The following is a 23,342-nucleotide window of genomic DNA, read 5'->3' as shown; positions in this document are numbered from 1 at the left end:
AAGGCGGCCGCGAACGGTAGTGCCGAATGATCCTCATGATGTCTTTGTGCCTCCTCATCTGGACAGGGATCCCTTGCGCAGCGATGAGGATATGAGACTGGCTGAAGAAGAGGAACGCCGCCGTCAGCAGATACGGCAGGCCGCCCGACTGAAGAAAAAAAGAAAGCAGCAGAAAAAAGCGCGTGCCCGCCGGCGCCGATGCACGATCATCTTAGGCGTCCTCGGTGTCTTTGCCTTGTGGCTGTTCCTGCGGCTGGCACCGGTTCCCTTTGGCACAATCATCGTCGACGGCAATGAAAACATGTCCTTTGACGATGTTTACCGCGCCGCCGGCGCTTATTCCTACGTCAACGTCGTCCAACTGTCGACAGCCGGCATCGAAGAGCGGCTGAAAAAAGACCTGCGCATTGCCGATGCCACCGTAACCCGGGAATTTCCGGCGACCATTCACATCGAAATGACCGAACGCAAGCCGGCAGCTATCATTACGACGCTCTATGGTTTCGCTTACGTCGATAAGACGGGACGGGTCATCGATTTGGAACCGCAGATCAAAGGCGTTTCCCTGCCCATCATGACCGGGAAAAAAGTGGACAACCTGCTCCTTGGCGATACGATTGACGATCCGACGCTTCAAGCGGCTATGATATACCTTCAGAGTCTGCCGCCGGACCTGCTTAAAACGATTGCCGAAGTAAACGTCGGTAATCCCGAAAGTATCGTCGCCTATACGACTGATTCCGTTCCTATCCGCCTCGGTAAGGGAGATGACCCGGCTGAACGGGCCAAGATGACCGAAACCTTACTTACCGAAGCTCAAAGCAACGGGATCAATGTACAGTATATCGATACCGACCTCAGAGCACCGGCTATTAAGGCAAAATAAACAGGCTGGAGGCCTTGATTTTTAAAAACAGCTAGATAAATTTTCGAAGATAGTGTAAAATAATAAAGAATCCTACTGCACAAGGTGTGCGTATAGAGTCCGAAGGAGGAAAATGCGATATGGCAGAGTTTGCGAATATAAAAGTAATTGGTGTCGGCGGCGGCGGTAACAACGCTGTCAACCGTATGATAGAAAGCGGTTTGCAGGGGGTCCAGTTCATTTCGGTCAACACGGAAGACCAGGTGTTGGAAGTATCCCAAGCCGATGTCAAAATTCAGATCGGTGAAAAATTGACACGCGGCCTCGGCGCCGGTGCCAATCCTCAGGTTGGTGAACAGGCTGCCCTTGAAAGCAAGGAAGAAATCATCAAGGCTCTCCAAGGTGCCGATATGGTATTCGTTACGGCCGGCATGGGCGGCGGTACCGGTACCGGTGCAGCCCCTATCGTAGCTGAATGTGCTAAGGAAATGGGCGCCCTCACGGTCGCTGTCGTTACCAAACCGTTCTTATTTGAAGGCAAGCGCCGCAGAGAAGTTGCCGAAAAGGGTGCCGACTACTTGAAAGAAAAAGTCGATACCATCATTACCATCCCCAATGATAAACTGCTCCAGATCATCGACAAGAAGACGCCCCTTAAAGATGCTTTCCTCGTCGCTGACGACGTACTCCGCCAGGGCGTTCAGGGCATTTCCGACTTGATCACGACGACCGGTCTCATCAACCTCGACTTTGCCGACGTCAAGACGATCATGTCCGACCAGGGCGAAGCCATCATGGGTATCGGCATCGGTTCCGGTGAAAACCGTGCAGTCGAAGCTGTTGACGGTGCTATTCACAGTGCCCTCTTAGAAATGAGCATCGACGGCGCTCAGAGCATCCTGCTCAACGTCACCGGCGGTCCGGACGTCAGCTTGTACGAAATCAACGAAGCTGCTGAAAAAGTGGCTGAAGCCGTTGATCCGGAAGCCAACATCATCTTCGGTTCGGTCATCGATCCGGACATGGAAGATTCGATCCGCATTACGGTCGTCGCTACGGGGTTCGGTAAAGAACCGTCTTCGATTCCTTCTTTCGGACAGGGAACGGGCGGAACGACAAAATCCGGCGATAAAAAAGATAGTGCCGGCGGCGTAGAAATTCCTGCGTGGATGAGATAATCAGCATGAAAAAAAGCGGATCCCGGCGGACCCGCTTTTTTTGAAAATATCGTCGGAAAGAAGGTAGGAAGAAGGATGAGATGCCCATTTTGCCAATGTGCAGATACAAAAGTAACCGATTCACGGGCAACCGATGATGGCAAAGCTATCCGCCGCCGCCGCGAATGCCAGCAGTGCGGCCGCCGGTTTACGACGTATGAGATGGTGGAAGAAGTACCGCTCATCGTCGTCAAGAAAGACGGACGGCACGAACTGTTTGACCGCAATAAGTTGATCAACGGCCTGCTTCGGGCCTGCAACAAGCGGGAAGTCACGCGCCGGCAGCTGGAAGAGATTGTCACCAAGGTTGAACGCAATATCCGCAACACACTGGCTCAGGAAGTGTCCAGTGAAAAAATAGGGGAAATGGTTTTGCGCGAACTTCGCTCTGTCGATGCCGTTGCCTATATCCGCTTTGCTTCCGTATACCGCGAGTTTGCCGACTTAGAAAGTTTTATGGCTGAATTGAAGTATCTCATGGGTACGAAAGAACAAAAATAAGAGATTGAATCGAGGAACGCTATGACAGAAAATTACATCGACCACTTTTTTTATCATGTCTTGCCGAACCTGAAAATTGCCGTTATCGGAGATATCATGGTCGACCGCTATGTTTTTGGCAAGGTCGAACGCATTTCACCGGAAGCACCGGTGCCGGTCAATAAAGTCGATCACATGACGTCCGTCTTGGGCGGGGCGGCCAATGTCGCATCCAACTTGGCTAACTTGGACTGCCAGGTCTTATTGGGCGGTCTCATCGGCGACGATGAAAACGCCGACTTGCTCCACGAGTTATTGACCGAGTCCCACATCGACGGCTCAGGCCTTGTCGTGCGAAAAGGCCATGCGACGACGACCAAGATGCGTATTCTCGGCTCTCGGCAGCAGATGGTTCGTCTCGATTTCGAAGAAGTGACGCCTTTAGCTGAACCGGAAGAGGAAACACTTCTCGCCTGGCTGAAACAGCAGCTGGCATCAGGCCTTGATGGGATTATTCTGTCGGACTACCAAAAAGGCGTTCTTACCGATTCCTTGTCTAAAAGCGTCATCGAAGCCGCCAATGAAGCTCATATCCCGGTCTTGGTCGATCCCAAGGGCAGCGATTGGAGCAAGTATAACGGTGCCGATTTCGTGACGCCGAATATGAAAGAATTAGGTGACTGCTTGGGGACCCCTGTTGCCAATGAAGGCCAGGCTGTCGTCAAAGCAGCCCATGAGCTGTATAAACAGTATTCCTTTGCCCACCTCATGGTGACCCGGTCTGAAAAGGGAATCACCGTCGTCGGAAAAGACGGCAAGGTCTGGAACAATCCGGCCACTGCCCAGGAAGTCTTTGACGTATCCGGCGCCGGAGATACCGTAGCCGCTGCCTTTTTAGCAGCCGTTGCCGGTAAGTTGTCCATTCGCACCAGCCTGCAAATCGCCAACGCCGCAGCCGGTATCGTCGTCACCAAGGTAGGGACCTATCCCATTCATCGCCATGAGCTCCTGAAATTATGGGAAGATTGGCATCCCGTCCGGTGGCAGCCTTATCAGTCCTTGACCTGGGATGAGATGGCCAAGAAAATCCGGGATTGGCAGCAGAAAGGGGAAACCGTGGTCTTTACGAACGGCTGCTTCGACATTCTCCATCGCGGCCACGTCCTTTATCTGCAGCAGGCAGCCATGCTGGGACAACACCTCGTTGTCGGCCTCAATTCTGATGACTCCGTACGGCGCCTCAAAGGGGAAACGCGTCCTCTCGTAGCTCAGGAAGACCGGGCCGTTCTGCTCGGAGCCTTGGGATGTATCGATGACGTCGTCATCTTTGACGAAGACACGCCGAAGGAACTCTTAGAGGTCCTCCGTCCCGATATCCTGGTCAAAGGCGGCGATTATAAGGCCGATGAAGTCATTGGCCGCGAGTCCGTCAAGCGCGTAGAAATCATTTCTTTTGAAGAGGGGTATTCGACGACGGGACTCGTTCAGAAAATAGCTGATTTGGTAAAGAAGGGGAAAATATGAAAATAGTAACAGGCGGTGCCGGTTTTATCGGCAGCAATATCGTAAAGCAACTGAATAATCGGGGTATCGACGACATCATCATCGTCGACGACCTGACCGACGGCCGCAAGTGCCGCAACCTCCAGGGCCTCGATTTCTTTGATTATATGGATTACGCCGACTTCGATGAACAGATGGCCGATGATACCTTTGACTGCGGCTACATCGACGTCGTCTTCCACGAAGGGGCCTGCTCGGATACGATGAATTACGACGGCCGCTACATGATGAAGAACAACTATGAAGGCAGCAAGAATCTTTTGCGCTACTGCATGAGCCGGAAGATTCCCTTCCTCTACGCGTCGTCGGCGTCGACCTATGGCAGCGGCCGAAACGGCTTCCGCGAAGATCCGTCGTGCGAAGAGGCCCTCAATCCCTATGCGTATTCCAAGCTCCAGTTCGACCGTTTCGTTCGCCGCGTTCAGCCTATCGCCAAGAGCCAGATCGTCGGTTTCCGTTATTTCAACGTCTTCGGACCGCAGGAAAACCACAAGGACAAGATGGCATCCCTGGTATTCCAGAAATACCATGAACTCCAAGAAACAGGGAAAATCACCCTCTTTAAGGGGACGGCAGGTTATGAAGACGGCGGTCAGATTCGCGACTTCATCTACGTAAACGATGTGGTCAACGTCATCTTCTATTTCTGGGAACATCCGGAACTGTCGGGCATCTATAACTGCGGTACCGGTATCGGCCATACCTTCAATGAATTTGTCCAAGGCGTCATCGATTATTGCGGCAAGGGCCATATCGAATACGTTCCCTTCCCGGATATTCTCAAGGGCAAATATCAGAGCTATACCCAGGCCGATACGGAAAATCTCATGAAAGCCGGCTATGACAAGGGCTTTACCATCCTGTCGGAAGCCGTTAAGGAATACTGCAGCATCCTCGAAAAGAACGGCGGCTATTTCGCATGAGAAGGGCTGTCTTTTTCGACCGCGACGGCGTCTTGAACGTCGATAAGTCGTACCTCGGATTCATCAAGGATTTTGAATGGATGGACGGCGCCAAAGAAGCCTTGGCCTACTTGACGGCCGAAGGCTATGCCATCATCGTCGTCACCAATCAGAGCGGTGTCGCCCGCGGTTATTACACCGAAGACGATGTAAAGACCCTCCACGATTGGATGTGCCGCGAAGCCGCCGCTGCCGGCGGGACGATTAGCGCCGTCTATTACTGCCCCTACCTCGAAGGGGCGCCGATAAAAGCCTATGATAAAAAGAGCGATTGGCGCAAACCGGAACCGGGCATGGTCCTGGCAGCTGCCCGCGACTACGATATCGACCTGTCCCGATCCTTTATGATCGGTGACATGCCCCGTGACGTCGAATGCGGCCGGCGAGCCGGCATGGACGGCTACTTATTCACCGGCGGCAGGCTCGATGCCTTTGTAAAGGCTATTGTCACAGAAAGGAAGGAACGTGAAAGCGTATAAAAACATATTGGTCATCAAGATGAGTTCTCTTGGTGACGTTCTTCATTCGCTGCCGACCCTCCATGCCCTGCGACAAAATTGTCCCGACGCCCGCATCGTCTGGGCCGTTCATCGGCAGTTTGCCTCGGTGCTGCCGGGAAAACCCTACATTGATGACGTCATCTATGTCGATAAAAAACGGCTGAAATCCTTGTCATACTGGATGGAACTGCGCAAGACACTCCATCCCTATCATTTCGACCTCTGCCTCGATTTGCAGGGTTTGGCCAAAAGCGCCATCGTTGCCTTCCTCAGCGGAGCCAAAGAGAAATACGGCTATTGGGAAATGCGCGAAGGAAGCTTTTTAGTCAGCAAAGGCCTGGTCGGGGCTCATAAATACGACCACGTCATCGAGCGCTACCTCGATACGATTCGGGCCTTAGGCGGCCGTGTCGACGACTTGGTTTTTCCCTTGCCGGATATTACGGCAGAGAAGGAGGCCTGGCGTCAGCGCCTTTTGCAAGACGGCCTCAAAGGGCCTTATATCGCCGTCGTTCCCGGTGCTCGCTGGAATGTTAAAGAATGGCCTCTTGACCATTGGAGTCGCTTTTTAAAGCGCCTGACCGATAAGGGCCTGTCAGCTGTCATCTTAGGCGGCAATGACGATCGGGAGAAGGGACGCCGGATTAAAGAACGGGATGCGTCGGGACTGGTTTTTGACTATACCGGCAAGACCGATCTTCGCCAGCTCATGGCGGCCATCGATGACAGCCTGGTTTATCTCAGTGCCGACACGGGTCCCCTTCACATCGCCAATGCCCTCAAAAAGGAGCTCATCGCCCTTTTTGGCACTACGTCTCCTGAACGGACCGGACCTTATGGAGGACAGGACAGCGCTTATATCCATCTCGTCATTTCGCCGACGTCGAAAGCCACGCCGGAAGAACCTCTCGTCGACGATCCGGACTGCATGGCCCGGATTACTGTCGATGCGGTGTGGAACCTTTTTGAAGAGGTACTGAAGAAGGTGGAACCATGATTAATTTACGCAAGAAAAAAATAATTGTCACCTTTCTCATGCATCTTGGCGATCTCATTCTCATCACGCCGTTCCTGCAGGTCCTGCGCCGTCATGCCCAGGGGTCTGATATCACCCTCGTCGTCGACGAAAAAGTTGCCGACGTCGTCCGCTATAACCCCGATATCGATCATGTCATCACCGTCGATAAGAAGGGGAAGGACAATTCGATCGGTGCCTTGTGGCATATCGGCCGCCGCCTGCATCAACAGCACTATGATATTTTGATCAACCTGCATCCCAATGAACGGACGTCCTTTTTGGCGGCCGCCATTCAAGCTAAGAAATTCGTCGGCATGAGCCATTTTTTGGCCCGTCCGCTGATGAACCGCTATACGCGGCTGGACCGCATCCATCTCCACGCCGCCGATATGTACATCAACGTCCTGGCCCAGCTCGGCATTGACGACTATCGAAGCGACGGGCTGCAGTTCCCGACTTCAAAGGCCTGGGATGACAAGGCCGCCGCCTTTTATGAATCCCACGGCGTCTCGCCGGCAGACAGCCTGATCGGCTTCAATATCGGCAGTGCCGTTCCTCAGAAGCGGTGGCCGGCCAAACGATTTGCTGCCGTCGCCGATTACTTTGGCCGCCGGGGTTTCAAGTGCGTCTTCTTCGGAGGCGACATGGATCTCGATATGGTGAAGGAAGCGACGGGGGAGATGGCTTCGAAACCTATCGTCGCTACCGGTCAGTTTACCATCGGTGAATTGGCCTCGGCCATCCGCCGCTGCTCCCTGTTCATCACTAATGACAGCGGCCCCATGCATATCGCCGTCAGCCAACGGGTGCCCTTGGTCGCCCTCTACGGGCCGAGCAATCCCAAGCTCTACGGTCCCTATACGGACCGGGCCATCGTCCTCGAATCGACGGACCATTATGAAGTCGGCAAGAGCATGAAGAAAATTATCCGCGAAGGTAACTATAAAGGTATTTCGGTGATTCCCATGAGCCAGGTCATCGCCGCAGGCGAAGAACTCCTGAGCCGCTATTATGGAAGATCATAAATGTACTTTAAAGGAATTCTATTTGGAGGTGTCATGTCATGAAAAAATTTATTTTAACGGCGACATTGGCAGCATTTGCCATTACGTCAGCAGCGTGGGCAGCCCCTATCAAAAACGAGCAGCCCGGTGATTTGAAAGCCAACATCAACTATGGATTTGACCAAAAAGAAGGCCACGGCGATGCCGATAGCCGCTTTACCGGCGGCGACGTCACCTACGTCCTGAACGATCGTTGGAATATCCAGTACATCAACAATTATACGAAGGGTGACGATTCCGACAAGATCAACGAAAATTATCTCGTCGGCAACTATCGCCTGACGGAGTACCTTTCGGCCTATGCCGGTGCTTCTTACGTTAAGACCGATACGTACAACACGAAAAAATCCTACGGCTACCAGGTCGGTGTACGCGGCCAGGTTCCTATTTCTGAACGTTGGCAGGGCTTTGCTTCCATCGGTGTCGGCGATGACGTAAATACCTATGAAATCGGCGTCGGCTACGACATTACGCCGGAATGGGACGCTCACCTCAAATATCGCCGCAGCAGCGTCGATGTCGACAACTACGATGACGACGTCCGCGGCTGGCAGGTCGGTATGGGCTATAAGTTCTAACGTTGACAATTTGTCAGCCTGTCCCGTATAATGTATCAATGACATGTGCTGTGGTTGAAAGTCGATGTCAGTCGCAGACGAAGCGATCCACGTAAGGTGCCCAAAGCGGTACTGATCATAGTGCGGCCTAGAAGTAAGACCTGCCGCGTCATAAAACGCGAGAGGACTATTAGTGGGGGACAACAGTCTATGAGCAAGGGTCCCGGCAGGCGAGTGTGGGGGTAAAGACCAGGTCAGGCATGTCACAGTGATAAGGTCTCGCATAAAGGCTCGTGCCGCTATGCGGGACCTTATTTTTTCCCATTCTTAAAGTTCAGTTTAAGGGGCACAAATCGTTGTTTTTTGTTTGACGGATGATTATTCGTATAGTAAAATATAAGGGATTTATGTATTAGCCTAAGGAGTGGAGTCATAATGGATCGCGAATGGTTAGAGCATGAGATTCAAAGAAATCCTTTTGATACCTTTATGCAGTTCCATGTAGCCAAGGCTGAACAGGAGTGTACTGTTCTCACCTTTGAGAATAAGGGCTCAAAATGGGATAATCCCAACGGTACGATGTACGGCGGTGTGTTGTACTCCATGGCCGACTCGGCGATGGAAGCTGCCTGTGCTGTCCACGGCAAGGCGGTCCTGACCTTGGATCTGGGCATGAACTATCTTCGCCCGGCCTTTGCCGATACAGTCATCCGTGCCGAAGCAAAGATCATTCACAACGGCCGCACGACGATGGTCGCTCTTTGTGATTTTTACGATGATGACGATCGCTACTTAGCGCATGGGAAGGGAACCTTCTTCGTAACCGGCCCCTACGGCGGCGAAGAGCAAGGAGGTACGGACCATGGATGAGTCAAGAACTGGCGTCGGCCTATCCGACTCTGCCAGAATGCATGCCATCATCGAAGGCATTTATGCCAAAACGCCGTATTTCAAGAGCATGCCCTGCACCATTGAAACGGTAGCTGTCGGCCGCGTCCGCGTCGGCTTTGACGTTAGCCGCCACATTTGTAATTATCGTAATATTGCCTCAGGCGGTGTCCTGGCAGCCTTTTGTGATACCCTCATGGGGATGGCCTGCCGGACGATGGGTTTTCAGGTTACGACCTTGGAAATCAATATGAACTACATTCGCAGTGTCAACAGCGGCGAGCACATTACCGGAATCGGACAGGTTCTCCATCACGGCCGAAATACGATTGTCGTCGAATGTGAATGCCGCGATGCCGACGGTAGTCTCATTGTAAAAGGGCGGTCGTCTTTTTACATTTTAAAAAAAATCGATTAATATGATATTCACGTATTACAGGGAAGGTTGGTTAGTACAAGATGGATTTTGCTTATAACGACGAACAGAAAGATATCATCAAAGTCGTCCGCGACTTGGTGCAAAAAGAAATCGTCCCCTACGCTGCAGAAATGGATGAAACGGGAAAGCTCCATGAAGGACTTTTGGAAAAATTGGCAGCACAGGGACTATTGGGCGTCGCTATTCCGGAAGAATTTGGTGGAGCCGGACTGGATGCCATTACCATTGCTGGTGTTTATGAAGAATTAGCTAAAGGCTGCGGCGGCGTCGCTACGACGGTAGCTGCCAATGCACTGGCTTCGTATCCGGTCATCTTGGCCGGCAACGACGATCAGAAGAAACGCTATTTTGACGTCATCAATGAAGACAACCTGGCTGCTTTTGCCCTGACGGAACCGGGAACCGGCTCCGATGCAGGCTCCGTATCGACACGGGCTACCAAGACGGAAGACGGCAAAGGCTATCTCTTGAATGGTACTAAGTGCTTCATTACCAACGGCGGTTTAGCTGAAATCTTTGTCGTTTTTGCCAATACCCGCAAAACCGGCGGTATTCGCGGCCTTACGCCGTTCATCGTCCGCAAGGGCACGCCGGGCTTTACCATCGGTAAAGAAGAAAATAAGATGGGCATCCGTGCGTCCAACACGACGGAACTCATTTTTGACAACTGCTTCGTTCCTGTCGAAGACCGTCTCGGCCGCGAAGGCAGCGGTTTCCGTATCGCTATGGCAACCCTCGATGCCGCTCGTCCCTTCGTCGGTGCCGTTTCCGTCGGCATTGCTGAAGCGGCATTCCGTGCTTGCTGTGAATACGCCAAGGTTCGCGTACAGTTCGGCAAACCGATTGCATCCTTCCAGATGGTCCAGGCTATGATCGCCGATATGGCCATGAAGGTCGAAGGGGCTCGACTCCTCGTCCACCGCGCTTGCTGGATGAAGGATCAGGGCATGGACTTCAGCCGTGAAGCTGCCATTGCCAAATGCAACGCTTCCGACGTCGCCATGCAGGTTACGACGGACGCTGTTCAGGTTATGGGCGGGTACGGTTACATCAAGGAATACCCCGTTGAAAAATACATGCGCGATGCCAAGATCATGCAGATCTATGAAGGCACCAACCAGATTCAGCGCTTAGTTATTGCCAATAAGACACTTTACTGATACAATGTATCGTGAATTGAATAGCGATTTATTATGACGATGATAAAGAGGGCATGAAGGGACTTCCGTTTACAGGAAATCCGGGTCGTGGATTGAGAACCCGGTAACGGAAGCTTCATGCGTTCACTTTAGAGTCTCTTGCTGAACGGAGTAGGCAGGACGGGTGTTCCCGTTACAGGATATGAGAGAATCAAGTAGGGTGGTACCGCGGATAAGACTTTCGCCCCTTAGGGGGCGGGAGTCTATTTTTTATGTACTTGCCAGTAGGAGGAAAACCATGATCAATGACAAGATTGAGGCTATTAAAACGGCCGTAATGGAAGAACTCGCCAAGAGCGAACATTTGCAGGATATCCAAGATATCCGCGTCAAGTTCCTGGGGAAAAAGGGGGAACTGACGGCGATTATGAAGGAAATGAAAAACTTTTCCAAGGAAGATCGGCCAAAAGTCGGCCAGTTAGTCAATACGGCACGAAATGCCATTGAAGAACAGTTAAAGGCTAAACTAGAAGAAGTCAAAGCCAAGGAATTGGCCGCGAAAATCGAATCGGAAAAGATCGACATCACCCTGCCGGGACGTAAACCGGTTACGGGGCACGAACATCCCCTTCATCAGACGCTGCGCCTCATGGAAGACTCCTTCCTGCGCATGGGCTTTTCCATCGTCGAAGGGACCGATATCGAATCGGACTACTATAACTTCCAGTGCCTCAATCTGCCCGAAGACCACCCGGCACGGGATATGCAGGACTCGATGTATATCACCGACAACATCCTCCTGAGGACCCATACGTCAGGCATGCAGGCTCGGACTCTTCAGTCCCATAAACCCAATGAACCCTTTAAAATCATTGCCCCCGGCAAAGTCTATCGCTGCGACTACGATGCGACACATTCGCCGGTCTTCCATCAGATGGAAGGCATGATCATCGATAAGAACATCCGCTTCTCCGACCTCAAGGGCATGCTCGAAGACTTCCTTCGCGACATCTTCGGGGAAGACACGAAAGTTCGCTTCCGTGCCAGCTACTTCCCCTTTACGGAACCGAGTGCTGAAGTCGATATTTCCTGCGTCATGTGCGGCGGTGAAGGCTGCCGTGTCTGCTCCCATACGGGCTGGCTGGAAATCCTCGGCTGCGGCATGGTAAACCCCAACGTCCTGCGGCTGAACGGCTACGATCCGGACGTCGTTACGGGCTTTGCCTTCGGCATGGGCGTCGAACGTATTGCCATGCTGAAATACGGCATCGACGACCTGCGTCTGTTCTATGAAAACGATATGCGGTTCTTGAACCAGTTCTAGTTTCAGGAGGGAAAAGATAATGAAAAGTTCTTTAACATGGATGCAAGAGTATGTCGACGTCGATATGAATCAAGACCCGCAGGCTTTTGCAGATAAATTGACGATGGCCGGCATTCCTGTCGAACAAGTTGAATATTGGGGACGGGACATCAAAAAAGTAATGACCGGTAAAATCCTTCAGATCGACCGCCATCCGGACGCCGATAAACTCGTCGTCTGCCAGGTCGACATGGGGGATGAACAGCTCCAAATCGTTACGGCTGCGACCAACGTCCGAGTCGGCCAAATCGTGCCTGTCGCCGTCCACGGCGCTCATCTGCCGGGCGGTACCAAAATCAAGCGCTCGAAGCTGCGCGGCGTCCTGTCGAACGGCATGTTCTGCTCGGCCCACGAATTCGGTTTCGATGACAGCCTGCTCCTGCCGGAAGAAAAAGAAGGCATCTGGATCCTGCCTGCTGATACGCCCCTTGGCGTCGATGCTGCCGAATACATGCAGGTCCGCGACGTCGTCTATGAATATGAATTGACGGCCAACCGCGCCGACTGCTTCTCCATGGTCGGCCTGTCTCGCGAATTCGCTGCCCTCAGCGGAAAAGAAGCCCGTTACCCGGAAATCTCCGTCAAGGAATGCGATACGCCCATCGACGGCAAAGTCAAGATTTCTATCGACGACGAAGAACTGTGCAGCCGCTATACGGCACGCCTTTTGCTCAACGTCAAAATCGGCAACTCGCCCTTGTGGATGCAGCAGCGCCTGCGTAAATACGGCGTTCGCCCGATTAATAACGTCGTCGATGCCACGAACTATGCCATGATCGAATTGGGGATTCCCCTCCATGCCTATGACTACGACCATGTCGCCGACCACCATCTCATTGCCCGCCGCGCTAAAGACGGGGAAGAAATGAAGACCCTCGACGATACGGACCGCACCTTGACCGACAACATGCTGGTCATTGCCGACCCGGAAAAAGCCTGCTGCATTGCCGGCATCATGGGCGGCCTCGATTCGGAAGTCACCAAAGATACGACGTCGGTCATCCTCGAATGCGCCTCCTTCAAAGGTTCCAATATCCGCCATACGGGCCGCATGCTCGGCCTTCGCTCGGAAGCGTCGGGCCGCTTTGAACGAGGCCTCGATTCGGACAGCTGCATCAATTCCATCAACCGCTGCGCTCAGCTCCTCCAGGAAATGGGTGCCTGCGACGTAGCCAAAGGCATTGTCGACGTCTACCCGAATAAACCGGCTGTAAGACGCATCGCTTTTTCGGCGGCTAAAATCAACGCCTTCTTGGGCACGGACATTCCCGAAGCCGACATGATTGACTTGTTGGAACGCCTCCAGTTCGGCATTGAAAAAGACGGCGAAGCCTTGACGGCTGTCGTTCCCAGCTACCGCGGCGACTGCACGGAAATGTCCGACATCGCCGAAGAAGTCGCCCGCATCTACGGCTATGAAAACATTCCTTCTACTCGTCCGGCCGCTCCGATTTCAAAAGGGGAAACGGGCTTCCGCCACGAAGTCAACGAACGGATTTCGACGATCCTCAGCCGCTCCGGCCTCAACGAAACGGTCACCTTCAGCTTCATGCATCCCGACCAGCTCCAAAAGCTGCTCTTTACCGAAAGCGACCCGGTCTATCAGGCCGTTCCCATCCTCAATCCGATCACGGAAGATTTCCCCCTCATGCGGACGACCCTCATCCCGACCTTGATGGATGTATTGGTCCGCAATCAGGCCGTAAAGAACGCCTCCGTCGGCATCTATGAAATCGCTCCCGTTTATCGTCCCAAACAGCTGCCGCTCACGGAACTTCCCGAACAGGAAGACTGCGTCTCAGGCCTCCTCTACGGTCAGCGGACGGATAACTCCTGGCCCGGCAAGGCTGAAAATTACGATTTCTATGACGTAAAGGGCATGGTCGAAGCCATCCTCGAAGGCCTCGGCGTTCAGGCCGACCTCGAAGTATCCGACTGGGCACCCCTCCATCCGGGAAAAGCCGCTCGTTTCGTCAAAGACGGCAAGGTCCTCTGCGACTTTGGCGAACTCCATCCCAAAGCCATGGATAACTACGACGTCGCCGGTCCGGTCTACCTCTTTGAAATGCACATGGATGCCGTCATGCCGTACGTCCGCCTCCTGCCCGATTACCATAAGGTCGCCAAATTCCCGGCCTCGAGCCGCGACCTGGCCTTCCTGGCACCGGTAGGGACGGCCAACGCCGATATCGTCCGCGTCATTAAAGAAGACGGCGGCGACTACTTGGAAGATGTCCGCCTCTTCGATATGTACACGGGCAAACAGGTTCCCGAAGGCTATAAGAGCCTGGCGTATGCCTTGGTCTTCCGTTCCGAAGAAGGAACCTTGACTGATGCCGATATCACCGAACCGGTCAATGCCATCGTAAAAGACCTCGAAGAAAAGTTCGGCTGCCAGCTGCGCTGATTCGAATACAAAGTCGTACCCCTCGACGAAGGATAAAGAGGGGATCGAAATAGAAAACAGGGTAATAAAGGACGCTGTGCGCGGCGTCCTTTATTCTCATATATTGTAAAAAAAGTAAAGTTGTGTTATGATGTAGAGCGTAATATGGTATTTTAGAGATATTAAGGGCTGTACCGGCCCATAAGGAGGACATACTTAGAATGAACGTAACAGTAAACGAAGTAGACCAGCACAAAGTGACCCTGCGCATCGAAGTGCCTGCGAAAGACGCTTCCAAACAGGCCGCAGCCGCTTGCAAAAACTTGGCAAGCCGCGTAAATATCCCGGGCTTCCGTAAAGGCAAGGCACCGCGCATGGTACTGGAAAGCTTCTTAGGCAAAGATGCTGTCAAACAGGAAGTTTTTGAAGCCATTGCCAATAAAGCGTACAGCGACGCCCTCGATCAGGAAGGCATCGTTCCCGTAACGGAACCGGAATTGAACGTTATCTCTGACGAAAACGGAAAAGACGTCGTCTTTGAAGCTACGGTCACTAAGAAACCGGAAGTCAAACTCGGCGAATATAAAGGCATTGCAGTTGCCAAAGATAAGGTAAACGTAAGCGATGAAGACGTTGCCAAAGAATTGGCCAACCTCCAGAAACAGCACGCTAAATTAGTTGTCGCTCCGGAAGGCACGGAAATCGCAAAAGACGACTTTGCTGTCATCGACTTCAAAGGCACCGTCGACGGCGTCGCATTTGAAGGCGGCGAAGGTAAGTCCTACCCGCTCCAGATCGGCTCCGGCAGCTTCATTCCGGGCTTTGAAGATCAGCTCATCGGCAGCAAAGCCGGCGATGAAAAAGACGTCAAAGTTACTTTCCCGGAAGACTACTTTGAAAAATCCCTGGCCGGTAAAGAAGCCGTCTTCGCCGTTAAAATCAACGACGTAAAACGCAGCGAACTCCCGGCTATCGACGACGAATTTGCCAAAGAAGCCGGCAAATTTGAAAGCGTCGACGATCTCAAAGCCGACATCCGCAAACGCCTTGAATCGAAAGCCTCCTACCAGGCTTTGGAAAAATTCAATGCCGAAGTTTTGCAGACTGTCGTCAACAACGCTGAAGTAGATATCCCGCAGGTCATGGTCGACGACAAAATCGATCAGATGATCGAAGAACTGTCGGTTAAGCTCGAAACGCAGCGCATGAACCTCGACGACTATCTCAAATACATGAACCAGGATATGGATAAGCTGAAAGAAAGCTATGCCGAACCTGCTAAAGAAAACGTCAAGATGGACCTCGTCCTCGAAGCCATCTCGAAAGCGGAAAACATCGAAGTAAAAGACATCGATCTCCAGGCTGAAATCATCACCATGTCTCAGAACTTCGGTGCCGATCCGAAAGAAGTTTATAAGATTATTTTGAAAGAACACCGCGTTCCCATGTTGGTTCAGTCTGTTGGCCGTAAAAAAGCAGCCAGCTTCATCTTGAGCAACGCTGTCGACACCAACGAAGACAAGAAAGAAGAAGCAAAAGCTGAAGAACCTGCAAAGGCTGAAGACTAATACCGGAAACGCGTCATCCGGAGGTGTTTGTTTTGACAAATATGTATGTACCTATCGTCGTTGAACAGACGGCGCAGGGTGAACGTAGTTACGATATTTATTCCCGCCTGTTAAAAGACCGCATCGTCTTTCTCGGCGGCCCCATCGATGATACCGTTGCCAACAGCATCATCGCCCAGCTCCTCTTTTTAGAAGCCGAAAATCCTGACAAGGATATTCACTTATATATCAACAGCCCCGGCGGCGTCGTTACGGCCGGCATGGCTATCTATGATACCATGCAATATATCAAACCGGACGTATCGACCATCTGCGTCGGATCCGCTGCCAGCATGGCCTCTGTCCTCCTGACAGCCGGCGCCAAAGGCAAGCGCTTTGCCCTGCCTCATTCCCAGGTCATGATTCACCAGCCCTTAGGCGGTGTCCAGGGCCAGGCGACGGAAATCGAAATCCATGCCCGCGAAATCCTGCGCATGCGTGAAGAATTAAACGGCCTCTTGTCGAAACACACAGGACAGCCTGTGGACGTCATCCAAAAGGATACGGAACGGGACAACTTCCTGACGGCTGAAGATGCAAAAGCTTACGGTCTCATCGATGAAATCCTGTCCCGCCCGTTGACTCATGAAACGAAATAGGACAGGAGGAAATTACATGAACGATAAGCATGATGAACCGCGCTGCAGTTTCTGCGGCCGTCCTCAGGACGAAGTACAGAAACTCATTGCCGGTCCCGGCGTCTACATCTGCGATGAATGCGTTTCTGTAGCGCAGCACATCATCGAAGAAGAAAAGACGGAAGATACAGAAGAGTTCGAATTGAAGGATCTGCCGACACCGCACGAAATCAAGGCAACCCTCGATGAATACGTCATCGGCCAGGAAGCTGCCAAGAAGACCTTGTCCGTCGCCGTTTACAACCATTACAAACGGCTTCAGACCAATTCGACGGCCGTTTCCGGTGACGTAGAACTCCAAAAATCAAACATCGTCATGGTCGGCCCCACAGGGAGTGGTAAAACCCTGTTGGCTCAGACTTTGGCGCGGCTCCTCGACGTTCCCTTTGCCATTGCCGATGCGACGAGTTTGACCGAAGCCGGCTATGTCGGTGAAGACGTCGAAAACTGCCTGCTCAAACTGATTCAGGCTGCGGACTACGATATTGCCAAAGCCGAACGAGGCATCATCTATATCGACGAAATCGATAAGATTGCCCGTAAATCAGAAAACCCGTCGATTACCCGCGACGTATCCGGTGAAGGTGTCCAGCAGGCCCTTTTGAAAATCCTCGAAGGGACTGTCGCCGGCGTTCCGCCTCAGGGCGGCCGCAAGCATCCTCATCAGGAAATGCTGCAAATCGATACGACGAACATCCTCTTTATCTGCGGCGGTGCTTTTGACGGTATCGATAAGACCATCTTAAGCCGGACGACGGATAAAAACATGGGCTTTGGCGCTGACATTCAGACCAAGGACGAACACTCTATGGAATCCCTCCTGAAGGACATCATCCCGACGGACCTCCAGAAGTTCGGCCTCATTCCTGAATTGATCGGCCGTCTGCCCGTTTTAGTTACACTCAATCCTCTCGATGAAGAAGCGATGGTACATATCCTCACAGAGCCCAAGAACGCCCTGGTCAAACAGTATCAGAAGATGCTGTCCATGGATGACGTAGATCTCGAATTTACGCCGGACGCTCTGCAGGCCATTGCCAAGGAAGCGCTGCGGCGCAATACCGGTGCCCGCGGACTTCGCTCGATCATCGAACGGATCATGCTCGATGTCATGTTTGACGTACCGAGCCGCGATGACGTTGAAAAATGCGTCGTAACGGATTCTTGCGTCAAAGACGGTGCCGAGCCGGATCTCGTTTTGAAAGAGGCAAAATGATATAGTGGTATGATAAAACTCATTTCTTAATCCGGAAATGAGTTTTATTTTTCAATAGAAGAAGGTGAAATTATGGAAGAAAACATTGTCATGGATGAACGCGATATTCTGTCTTTACCTTTTGTACCCCTTCGCGGCCTCGTCGTCTACCCCAATCTGGTCAGTCATATCGACATCGGTCGGGATACGTCCCTGGCTGCTGTCGACTATGCCATGGAGCATGACCGCCAGCTCTTAGTGGCGACCCAGGTCGATGAAAACGAAGACAATCCCGGCTTTGATGACGTCTATACCATTGGCTGCGTCGTTAAAATCGAACAATTCCTGCGCATGCCGGGCGGTTTGGTCCGCATCTTGGTCAACGGGATTTCTCGCGTCCGCATGCAGGGCTTTTCTCAGAAAGCAGGCTATCTCGAAGGCGCTGCCATTAAGGTAGCTGAAGTCAGCCGCAATGCGACGGAAGAAGAAGCCTTGCGCCGGGTCATCCTCAAACGCCTCCTCGATTGGCTCGATAAGCTTCGCGACGGTGAAGAAGCCAGCGAAATTGCCAAGAGCATCGAAGAACCGGGCGTCCTGGCCGACTATGCAGCGTCCCAGCTTCCCTTGAAGCTCGTCATCCGCCAGCAGATTCTGGAAATGACCGACGTCGAAGCCCGTCTGCGCCGCATCGGATCCCTCCTCGATACAGAAGTCGACATTGCCAACCTCGAATCGAAGTTAAACCGCGAAGTCCGCGGTAAGATGGACCAGCAGCAGAAAGAGTACTATCTGCGTGAAAAGATAAAGGCCATCCACGACGAACTGGGGGACAAGGTCGATAAGGATACGGAAGTCCAGGAACTCCGTGATAAGATCAAGAAGATGAAACTGGACGAAGACATCGAAAAGGCCCTGCTCAAAGAAACGGACCGCCTCGATTCCATGCCGCCCATGATGGCCGAATCGGCGATCATCCGGACCTATCTCGACTTGGCCATGGCCCTTCCCTGGAAGAAAGAAACGAAAGATCGACTGGACCTCAATGAAGCCCAGAAGGTCCTTGACGAAGACCATTACGGTCTGAATAAAGTGAAAGACCGCATCATCGAATACTTGGCGGTAAAACAGCTGACCAACAGCCTCAAGGGACCGATTCTTTGCTTCGTAGGCCCTCCGGGAACGGGGAAGACCAGTATCGCCCGGTCCATTGCCAGAGCCATGAACCGCAAGTACGTCCGCGTCTCCTTAGGCGGCGTCCGCGATGAAGCCGAAATCCGCGGCCATCGCCGGACCTATATCGGTGCTTTGCCGGGCCGCATCCTGAGCGGCATGAAACAGGCTGGCGTCAAGAATCCGGTCTTCCTCCTCGACGAAATCGATAAGATGACCGCCGATATGCGCGGCGATCCGTCGTCGGCACTCCTCGAAGTCCTCGATCCGGAACAGAACCATACCTTCAGTGACCATTTCCTGGAACTGCCTTTTGACTTGTCCAAGGTATTCTGGATCACGACGGCCAACGTTCTCAGCAATATTCCGAGGCCTTTGATGGACCGCATGGAAATCATCGACTTCACAAGCTATACGGAAGATGAAAAAGTCCAGATTGCGAAAAAATACCTGGTACCGAAACAGATTAAGGAAAATGGCCTTAAGGCCAGCCAGGCTAAATTCTCCGATGCCGTCCTGCGCCGCATCATCTCCGGTTACACCCGCGAATCCGGTGTCCGCCGCTTAGAAAAGATGATCGGCACCGTTTGCCGCCGCATCGGAAAATCCCTGCTCATGAACGATGAAGTGCCCCTCAGCGTATCGGTCAAGAACTTGGAAAAACTCTTAGGGCCGGTGAAATTCCTGCCCGACACGGTTCATAAAGACGACGAAGTCGGCATCGTCACCGGCATGGCCTGGACCCAGGTCGGCGGCGAAGTCCTGGAAACGGAAGCCGTAGCCGTCAAGGGCCGGGGGCGCTTGATGCTCACGGGACAGCTCGGCAGTGTCATGAAAGAATCGGCCGAAGCCGGCGTTACCTATATCCGCAGCCGTGCCGAAGCTTTGGGCCTTGCCGAAGATTTCTATACCAAGACCGATCTTCACATTCACCTGCCCGAAGGGGCCATCCCGAAAGACGGTCCGTCTGCCGGGATTACCATGGCTACGGCCATTACATCGGCCCTGACCGGCAAAGCGGTCCGCCATGACGTGGCTATGACCGGTGAAATTACCCTGCGCGGGACCGTCCTTCCCGTCGGCGGCATTAAAGAAAAAGTCATTGCTGCCCACCGGGCAGGCATTAAAAAGATCCTCCTGCCGGAACAGAACCGCCGCGACATGGTCGACGTGCCCCAGTCTGTTCAGGACGACGTCAAGTTCGTATTCGTCCACCATATGGATGAAGTGCTGGCTCAGGCACTGGTGAAGTCCTGATGGCCTCCTTCGATATCATTCAGGCTGAGTATGCGGCAACGGCTGTCCGCCGCGATCAATATCCGACGGACGGTCTTCCGGAAGTGGCCTTTCTCGGCCGCTCCAACGTCGGCAAGTCGAGCCTGATTAATTCACTCTGCCGCCACCGCGGCTTGGCCAGGGTCAGCGGAGCGCCGGGGAAGACCCAGACCATCAACTATTTTAAGGCCGCCCTGCGATGCCGCGATGAAGAAGAAGGGGAGCAGCGCCTGCCGTTTTTCCTGGTCGACCTTCCGGGCTATGGCTTTGCCAAGACGGGCGGTAAGAACCGCGACCGCTGGAGTGCCTTCATCAGTGAGTACGTCACGGGTTCTGAAAACCTCTGCGTCTTGTGCCTCCTCGTCGACCTGCGTCATCCCGGCCTTGCCATCGACCGCGAAGCCTATGAATGGCTGGCGTCGTCCGGCGTGCCCCTGCAGATCGTCGGGACCAAGGCCGATAAACTGAAGGCTAATGAAAAACACCGTAACCTGGCCCAATTGAATAAGCTCTTTCCGACGGGACAGCCGGCTCTGGCTTACTCGTCTTTAAAAAGCGAAGGTTTCGGTCCCTTGGCTAAAAATCTCTTCAGCCGGCTCCAAGCCTTCACGAATCAGCTTTAAAAATATATAAATTTTTTCTTGTTGACACGAGATACACCGCGATTTTACTGGAAAATCGCGGTGTTTTTTGATATAATTAGTGTGATTTATTATCGGCTAGACAGGAGGTTAGGTAATTATGGCAATCGTGTCGCTTGACAGTGATTCCGATTTTTCAGTAAAAGTCTTTCATCAGCCGGGTATCGTCGTCGTCGATTTCTGGGCACCTTGGTGCGGACCGTGCAAGATGGTTCATTCCGAAGTCAGACAAGCGGCTGCTCGCTTTGGCGACGCCGTCAGTGTCGTACAGGTCAACGTTGACAATCACCGCGCGCTTGCTGAAAAATATGAAATCATGGCCGTTCCGACGCTATTGTTTTTTAAAGACGGTAAACCGCTTAAACGAATCATTGGTTACGCTTCACGATCCGAAATCAGTGACTTCTTGGCAACCCTGGTACCAAAACGCAGGACTTGCCGGTTTTGACAATAAAAATATTGGGATGATATAATTGAATTTAGAAGAAAGAGGGACGGAAGGGCAATTACTGTCGATTGTCGTTCCTGTATATAACGAACAGCCGAATATCGAGAAGTTCTATATGGAGGCGACGAAAGCCGCAGCGACACTCGATATGGATTATGAACTCATCTTTGTAGACGACGGTTCTAAGGATGCAACGCCCCTTATTCTCAGTCGGTTGGCCCAAGAGGACGAACACGTCCGGGCCTTTATCCTGGCTCGCAATTTCGGGCATCAACTGGCCATTACCTGTGGAATGGACCATGCCCGCGGCGATGCGATTATCACCATGGACGGTGATTTACAACATCCGCCGGAAATGATTCCCGACCTGGTTCAAAAATGGCGTGACGGCAGCGATGTCGTGCAGACGATTCGCGAAGCCACCGACGACGCAGGCTTTCTCAAGAAACAGACGTCCAAATGGTACTATCGCGTCTTGAATGCCGTGTCACCCGTTCACATTACGCCCGGCGGCTCTGATTTCCGCCTCCTTGACCGAAGGGTTTTGGAAACATTTAAACAATTTCGCGAACACGACCGTTTTATCCGCGGCCTTATCGGGGATATCGGTTATAACCAGACCTTTATTCGTTTTGTAGCCCCTAAACGCTACGCCGGCAGTTCAAAATTTTCCATGCGCAAAATGCTCCATTTTGCCTTAGATGGAATCATGGCTTATTCGAAAATACCCTTACGGGTTTCCTTTTACATCGGCATGTTGAGCGGAATTTTAAGTTTACTTCTGATCCTGCATGTCGTTTACAGTAATTTAGTGGGCAAGGTCGTTCCGGGATGGACGACGATGATGATCGTCCAATGCCTGTTCAGCGGCATCCAGCTCATTTTTATCGGTGTCATCGGAGAGTATATAGGACGTATCTTTGAAGAGGTAAAACATAGGCCCCTGTATTGGCTGCGTGCCGAACTGGGTCAACGAAAAGAACCATAAATGCCTTTGCGTTGTATGGACTTCGAGACAGAGAGGAGTTTTTATGTGGAGAAAACACAGTAAGGTGTGTATATTGACTGCCCTTTTCGTATGTACGGCTTTGCCGGCACTGGCTGCTTCGACGCTGACCGTCGGCAGTCGGGGCGATCAAGTCCGCGCTGTTCAGCAGGGACTGCGCAGCCAGGGCTACAAGGTCAATGTCAGTGGTGTATATACGAAAGAAACGGCTAAGGCCGTGTCGAAATATCAGAAAGATAAGAAAATCCAGGTCAGCGGTGACGTTGGCGGCTGGACTTATTATCTCCTGACAGGCAGTCGGTCCATGTTACCTGCCAATCCACCCAAGAATAATCCCCCAGTCGCTAAGAAAGCACAAGCTATCAAGGTCAATGACAAGGCCGTATCGAAATATAAACACTTTGGCGGCGGTGATGCCTTTGGGAATAAACTGGTCAACTCCGCGTACCAGTACCTGGGCGTTCCCTACGTATTTGGAGGAAACACGCCGGATGGTTTTGACTGCTCGGGATTTACCAAGTATGTCTTTTCCCATAACGGCATTGAACTTCCGCGTATGGCCGATCAGCAGTACGAAGTCGGTCAGCGTGTTCGCCGCAACGACCTCATGCCGGGCGATTTAGTTTTCTTTACGACGTATGAACCGGGTGTATCCCACACCGGAATCTATGTCGGCGACAACAACTTCATCAGCGCTACCAGCAGCGGTGGTATCCGCGTAGACAGTTTAGACAGCGGCTACTGGTCGTCGCGCTACGTCGGCGCTACCAGAGTCCGAAAATAAGATGTAATGGCTAGGGAACAAGTCGTCTCTAGCCATTCCTTATACGGCAGTCCTTGAGATTTTTATCGTCAAAAGGTTGCCGAACCGGGGGAAATGAGCGTATAATTTTCCCATATAGAAAGATATGTAGAGGGAGT

22 protein-coding genes are annotated in these 23,342 nt (G+C 52.4%); all 22 read left to right on the top strand.

Annotated elements, in window-relative coordinates; translation table 11 throughout:
* The first annotated feature begins 91 nt into the window (after positions 1-91).
* The 22 genes from TX77_RS07855 (at position 92) to TX77_RS07750 (ending at position 23,205) form a co-directional block, all read left to right on the top strand.
* A complete protein-coding gene (locus TX77_RS07855) occupies positions 92-886 on the top strand; it encodes a cell division protein FtsQ/DivIB (RefSeq protein WP_225069749.1) in 795 nt (264 codons plus the stop codon).
* Between the two features lie 119 nt (positions 887-1,005).
* Positions 1,006-2,043: a cell division protein FtsZ gene (ftsZ, locus tag TX77_RS07850; RefSeq protein ID WP_044504219.1), complete on the top strand. Its 1,038-nt coding sequence runs from the start codon at positions 1,006-1,008 to the stop codon at positions 2,041-2,043.
* Between the two features lie 75 nt (positions 2,044-2,118).
* Positions 2,119-2,583: a transcriptional regulator NrdR gene (gene nrdR, locus TX77_RS07845; protein ID WP_044504218.1), complete on the top strand. Its 465-nt coding sequence runs from the start codon at positions 2,119-2,121 to the stop codon at positions 2,581-2,583.
* A gap of 21 nt (positions 2,584-2,604) precedes the next feature.
* A complete protein-coding gene (gene rfaE1, locus TX77_RS07840; RefSeq protein ID WP_044504217.1) occupies positions 2,605-4,086 on the top strand; it encodes a D-glycero-beta-D-manno-heptose-7-phosphate kinase in 1,482 nt (493 codons plus the stop codon).
* Positions 4,083-5,048 (top strand): ADP-glyceromanno-heptose 6-epimerase, encoded by a 966-nt coding sequence (gene rfaD / locus TX77_RS07835; protein ID WP_044504215.1) that lies wholly within the window; start codon positions 4,083-4,085, stop codon positions 5,046-5,048. Before rfaE1 ends, rfaD begins: the two co-directional genes overlap by 4 nt.
* The gene (locus TX77_RS07830) at positions 5,045-5,566 is read left to right on the top strand and encodes a D-glycero-alpha-D-manno-heptose-1,7-bisphosphate 7-phosphatase (RefSeq protein ID WP_044504214.1); all 522 of its coding nucleotides are present in this window, start codon (positions 5,045-5,047) and stop codon (positions 5,564-5,566) included. Before rfaD ends, TX77_RS07830 begins: the two co-directional genes overlap by 4 nt.
* Complete coding sequence (locus TX77_RS07825; protein ID WP_044504213.1) at positions 5,553-6,584, top strand: glycosyltransferase family 9 protein; 1,032 nt, start codon at positions 5,553-5,555, stop codon at positions 6,582-6,584. The genes TX77_RS07830 and TX77_RS07825 overlap by 14 nt, the downstream gene beginning before the upstream one ends.
* On the top strand, positions 6,581-7,630 hold the full coding sequence (locus TX77_RS07820) for a glycosyltransferase family 9 protein (RefSeq protein ID WP_044504212.1): 1,050 nt from the start codon (positions 6,581-6,583) through the stop codon (positions 7,628-7,630). The genes TX77_RS07825 and TX77_RS07820 overlap by 4 nt, the downstream gene beginning before the upstream one ends.
* Before the next feature lie 38 nt (positions 7,631-7,668).
* Complete coding sequence (locus tag TX77_RS07815; RefSeq protein WP_044504208.1) at positions 7,669-8,247, top strand: outer membrane beta-barrel protein; 579 nt, start codon at positions 7,669-7,671, stop codon at positions 8,245-8,247.
* Positions 8,248-8,661: 414 nt separating this feature from the next.
* Positions 8,662-9,096 carry a PaaI family thioesterase gene (locus TX77_RS07810; protein WP_044504206.1) on the top strand — a complete coding sequence of 145 codons (435 nt, stop codon included), beginning with the start codon at positions 8,662-8,664 and terminating at the stop codon, positions 9,094-9,096.
* A complete protein-coding gene (locus TX77_RS07805) occupies positions 9,089-9,532 on the top strand; it encodes a PaaI family thioesterase (RefSeq protein ID WP_044504205.1) in 444 nt (147 codons plus the stop codon). The genes TX77_RS07810 and TX77_RS07805 overlap by 8 nt, the downstream gene beginning before the upstream one ends.
* A 41-nt stretch (positions 9,533-9,573) precedes the next feature.
* Positions 9,574-10,713, top strand: coding sequence for an acyl-CoA dehydrogenase family protein (locus TX77_RS07800; protein ID WP_044504204.1), 1,140 nt, complete (start codon positions 9,574-9,576; stop codon positions 10,711-10,713).
* A 277-nt stretch (positions 10,714-10,990) separates the two neighbouring features.
* Positions 10,991-12,016: a phenylalanine--tRNA ligase subunit alpha gene (gene pheS / locus TX77_RS07795; protein ID WP_044504203.1), complete on the top strand. Its 1,026-nt coding sequence runs from the start codon at positions 10,991-10,993 to the stop codon at positions 12,014-12,016.
* 19 nt (positions 12,017-12,035) lie between these two features.
* Complete coding sequence (pheT, locus tag TX77_RS07790; RefSeq protein ID WP_044504202.1) at positions 12,036-14,462, top strand: phenylalanine--tRNA ligase subunit beta; 2,427 nt, start codon at positions 12,036-12,038, stop codon at positions 14,460-14,462.
* Between the two features lie 200 nt (positions 14,463-14,662).
* Positions 14,663-16,009 (top strand): trigger factor, encoded by a 1,347-nt coding sequence (gene tig / locus TX77_RS07785; protein WP_044504201.1) that lies wholly within the window; start codon positions 14,663-14,665, stop codon positions 16,007-16,009.
* Positions 16,010-16,050: 41 nt separating this feature from the next.
* Positions 16,051-16,647: an ATP-dependent Clp endopeptidase proteolytic subunit ClpP gene (gene clpP, locus TX77_RS07780; RefSeq protein WP_044504871.1), complete on the top strand. Its 597-nt coding sequence runs from the start codon at positions 16,051-16,053 to the stop codon at positions 16,645-16,647.
* Between the two features lie 16 nt (positions 16,648-16,663).
* Positions 16,664-17,902: an ATP-dependent Clp protease ATP-binding subunit ClpX gene (clpX, locus tag TX77_RS07775; RefSeq protein ID WP_044504200.1), complete on the top strand. Its 1,239-nt coding sequence runs from the start codon at positions 16,664-16,666 to the stop codon at positions 17,900-17,902.
* A 72-nt stretch (positions 17,903-17,974) separates the two neighbouring features.
* Positions 17,975-20,308 carry an endopeptidase La gene (gene lon, locus TX77_RS07770; protein WP_044504199.1) on the top strand — a complete coding sequence of 778 codons (2,334 nt, stop codon included), beginning with the start codon at positions 17,975-17,977 and terminating at the stop codon, positions 20,306-20,308.
* Positions 20,308-20,949 carry a ribosome biogenesis GTP-binding protein YihA/YsxC gene (gene yihA / locus TX77_RS07765; protein ID WP_044504198.1) on the top strand — a complete coding sequence of 214 codons (642 nt, stop codon included), beginning with the start codon at positions 20,308-20,310 and terminating at the stop codon, positions 20,947-20,949. The genes lon and yihA overlap by 1 nt, the downstream gene beginning before the upstream one ends.
* A gap of 118 nt (positions 20,950-21,067) precedes the next feature.
* Positions 21,068-21,415: a thioredoxin gene (trxA, locus tag TX77_RS07760; RefSeq protein WP_044504196.1), complete on the top strand. Its 348-nt coding sequence runs from the start codon at positions 21,068-21,070 to the stop codon at positions 21,413-21,415.
* Between the two features lie 61 nt (positions 21,416-21,476).
* Entirely contained in the window at positions 21,477-22,403 is a 927-nt protein-coding gene (locus tag TX77_RS07755) for a glycosyltransferase family 2 protein (RefSeq protein WP_044504870.1), read from the top strand.
* A gap of 43 nt (positions 22,404-22,446) precedes the next feature.
* Positions 22,447-23,205, top strand: a complete 759-nt coding sequence (locus TX77_RS07750) for a C40 family peptidase (RefSeq protein WP_044504195.1) — start codon at positions 22,447-22,449, stop codon at positions 23,203-23,205.
* Positions 23,206-23,342 lie beyond the last annotated feature (137 nt).

This window comes from Megasphaera massiliensis (genome assembly GCF_000455225.1).
Lineage (GTDB): Bacteria > Bacillota > Negativicutes > Veillonellales > Megasphaeraceae > Megasphaera > Megasphaera massiliensis.
The sequence above is the reverse complement of the archived record's forward strand: the minus strand, read 5'-3'. Positions and strand labels throughout refer to the sequence as shown.

What these genes read in the sequence shown, in the direction of transcription:
- TX77_RS07855 (WP_225069749.1), top strand. Translation starts at nt 92, where the DNA reads ATGAGACTGGCTGAAGAAGAGGAACGCCGCCGTCAGCAGATACGGCAG.
- TX77_RS07810 (WP_044504206.1), top strand. Translation starts at nt 8,662, where the DNA reads ATGGATCGCGAATGGTTAGAGCATGAGATTCAAAGAAATCCTTTTGAT.
- TX77_RS07820 (WP_044504212.1), top strand. Translation starts at nt 6,581, where the DNA reads ATGATTAATTTACGCAAGAAAAAAATAATTGTCACCTTTCTCATGCAT.
- TX77_RS07800 (WP_044504204.1), top strand. Translation starts at nt 9,574, where the DNA reads ATGGATTTTGCTTATAACGACGAACAGAAAGATATCATCAAAGTCGTC.
- nrdR (WP_044504218.1), top strand. Translation starts at nt 2,119, where the DNA reads ATGAGATGCCCATTTTGCCAATGTGCAGATACAAAAGTAACCGATTCA.
- pheS (WP_044504203.1), top strand. Translation starts at nt 10,991, where the DNA reads ATGATCAATGACAAGATTGAGGCTATTAAAACGGCCGTAATGGAAGAA.
- tig (WP_044504201.1), top strand. Translation starts at nt 14,663, where the DNA reads ATGAACGTAACAGTAAACGAAGTAGACCAGCACAAAGTGACCCTGCGC.
- ftsZ (WP_044504219.1), top strand. Translation starts at nt 1,006, where the DNA reads ATGGCAGAGTTTGCGAATATAAAAGTAATTGGTGTCGGCGGCGGCGGT.
- pheT (WP_044504202.1), top strand. Translation starts at nt 12,036, where the DNA reads ATGAAAAGTTCTTTAACATGGATGCAAGAGTATGTCGACGTCGATATG.
- TX77_RS07750 (WP_044504195.1), top strand. Translation starts at nt 22,447, where the DNA reads ATGTGGAGAAAACACAGTAAGGTGTGTATATTGACTGCCCTTTTCGTA.
- clpX (WP_044504200.1), top strand. Translation starts at nt 16,664, where the DNA reads ATGAACGATAAGCATGATGAACCGCGCTGCAGTTTCTGCGGCCGTCCT.
- rfaD (WP_044504215.1), top strand. Translation starts at nt 4,083, where the DNA reads ATGAAAATAGTAACAGGCGGTGCCGGTTTTATCGGCAGCAATATCGTA.
- TX77_RS07815 (WP_044504208.1), top strand. Translation starts at nt 7,669, where the DNA reads ATGAAAAAATTTATTTTAACGGCGACATTGGCAGCATTTGCCATTACG.
- yihA (WP_044504198.1), top strand. Translation starts at nt 20,308, where the DNA reads ATGGCCTCCTTCGATATCATTCAGGCTGAGTATGCGGCAACGGCTGTC.
- lon (WP_044504199.1), top strand. Translation starts at nt 17,975, where the DNA reads ATGGAAGAAAACATTGTCATGGATGAACGCGATATTCTGTCTTTACCT.
- TX77_RS07805 (WP_044504205.1), top strand. Translation starts at nt 9,089, where the DNA reads ATGGATGAGTCAAGAACTGGCGTCGGCCTATCCGACTCTGCCAGAATG.
- rfaE1 (WP_044504217.1), top strand. Translation starts at nt 2,605, where the DNA reads ATGACAGAAAATTACATCGACCACTTTTTTTATCATGTCTTGCCGAAC.
- TX77_RS07830 (WP_044504214.1), top strand. Translation starts at nt 5,045, where the DNA reads ATGAGAAGGGCTGTCTTTTTCGACCGCGACGGCGTCTTGAACGTCGAT.
- trxA (WP_044504196.1), top strand. Translation starts at nt 21,068, where the DNA reads ATGGCAATCGTGTCGCTTGACAGTGATTCCGATTTTTCAGTAAAAGTC.
- clpP (WP_044504871.1), top strand. Translation starts at nt 16,051, where the DNA reads ATGTATGTACCTATCGTCGTTGAACAGACGGCGCAGGGTGAACGTAGT.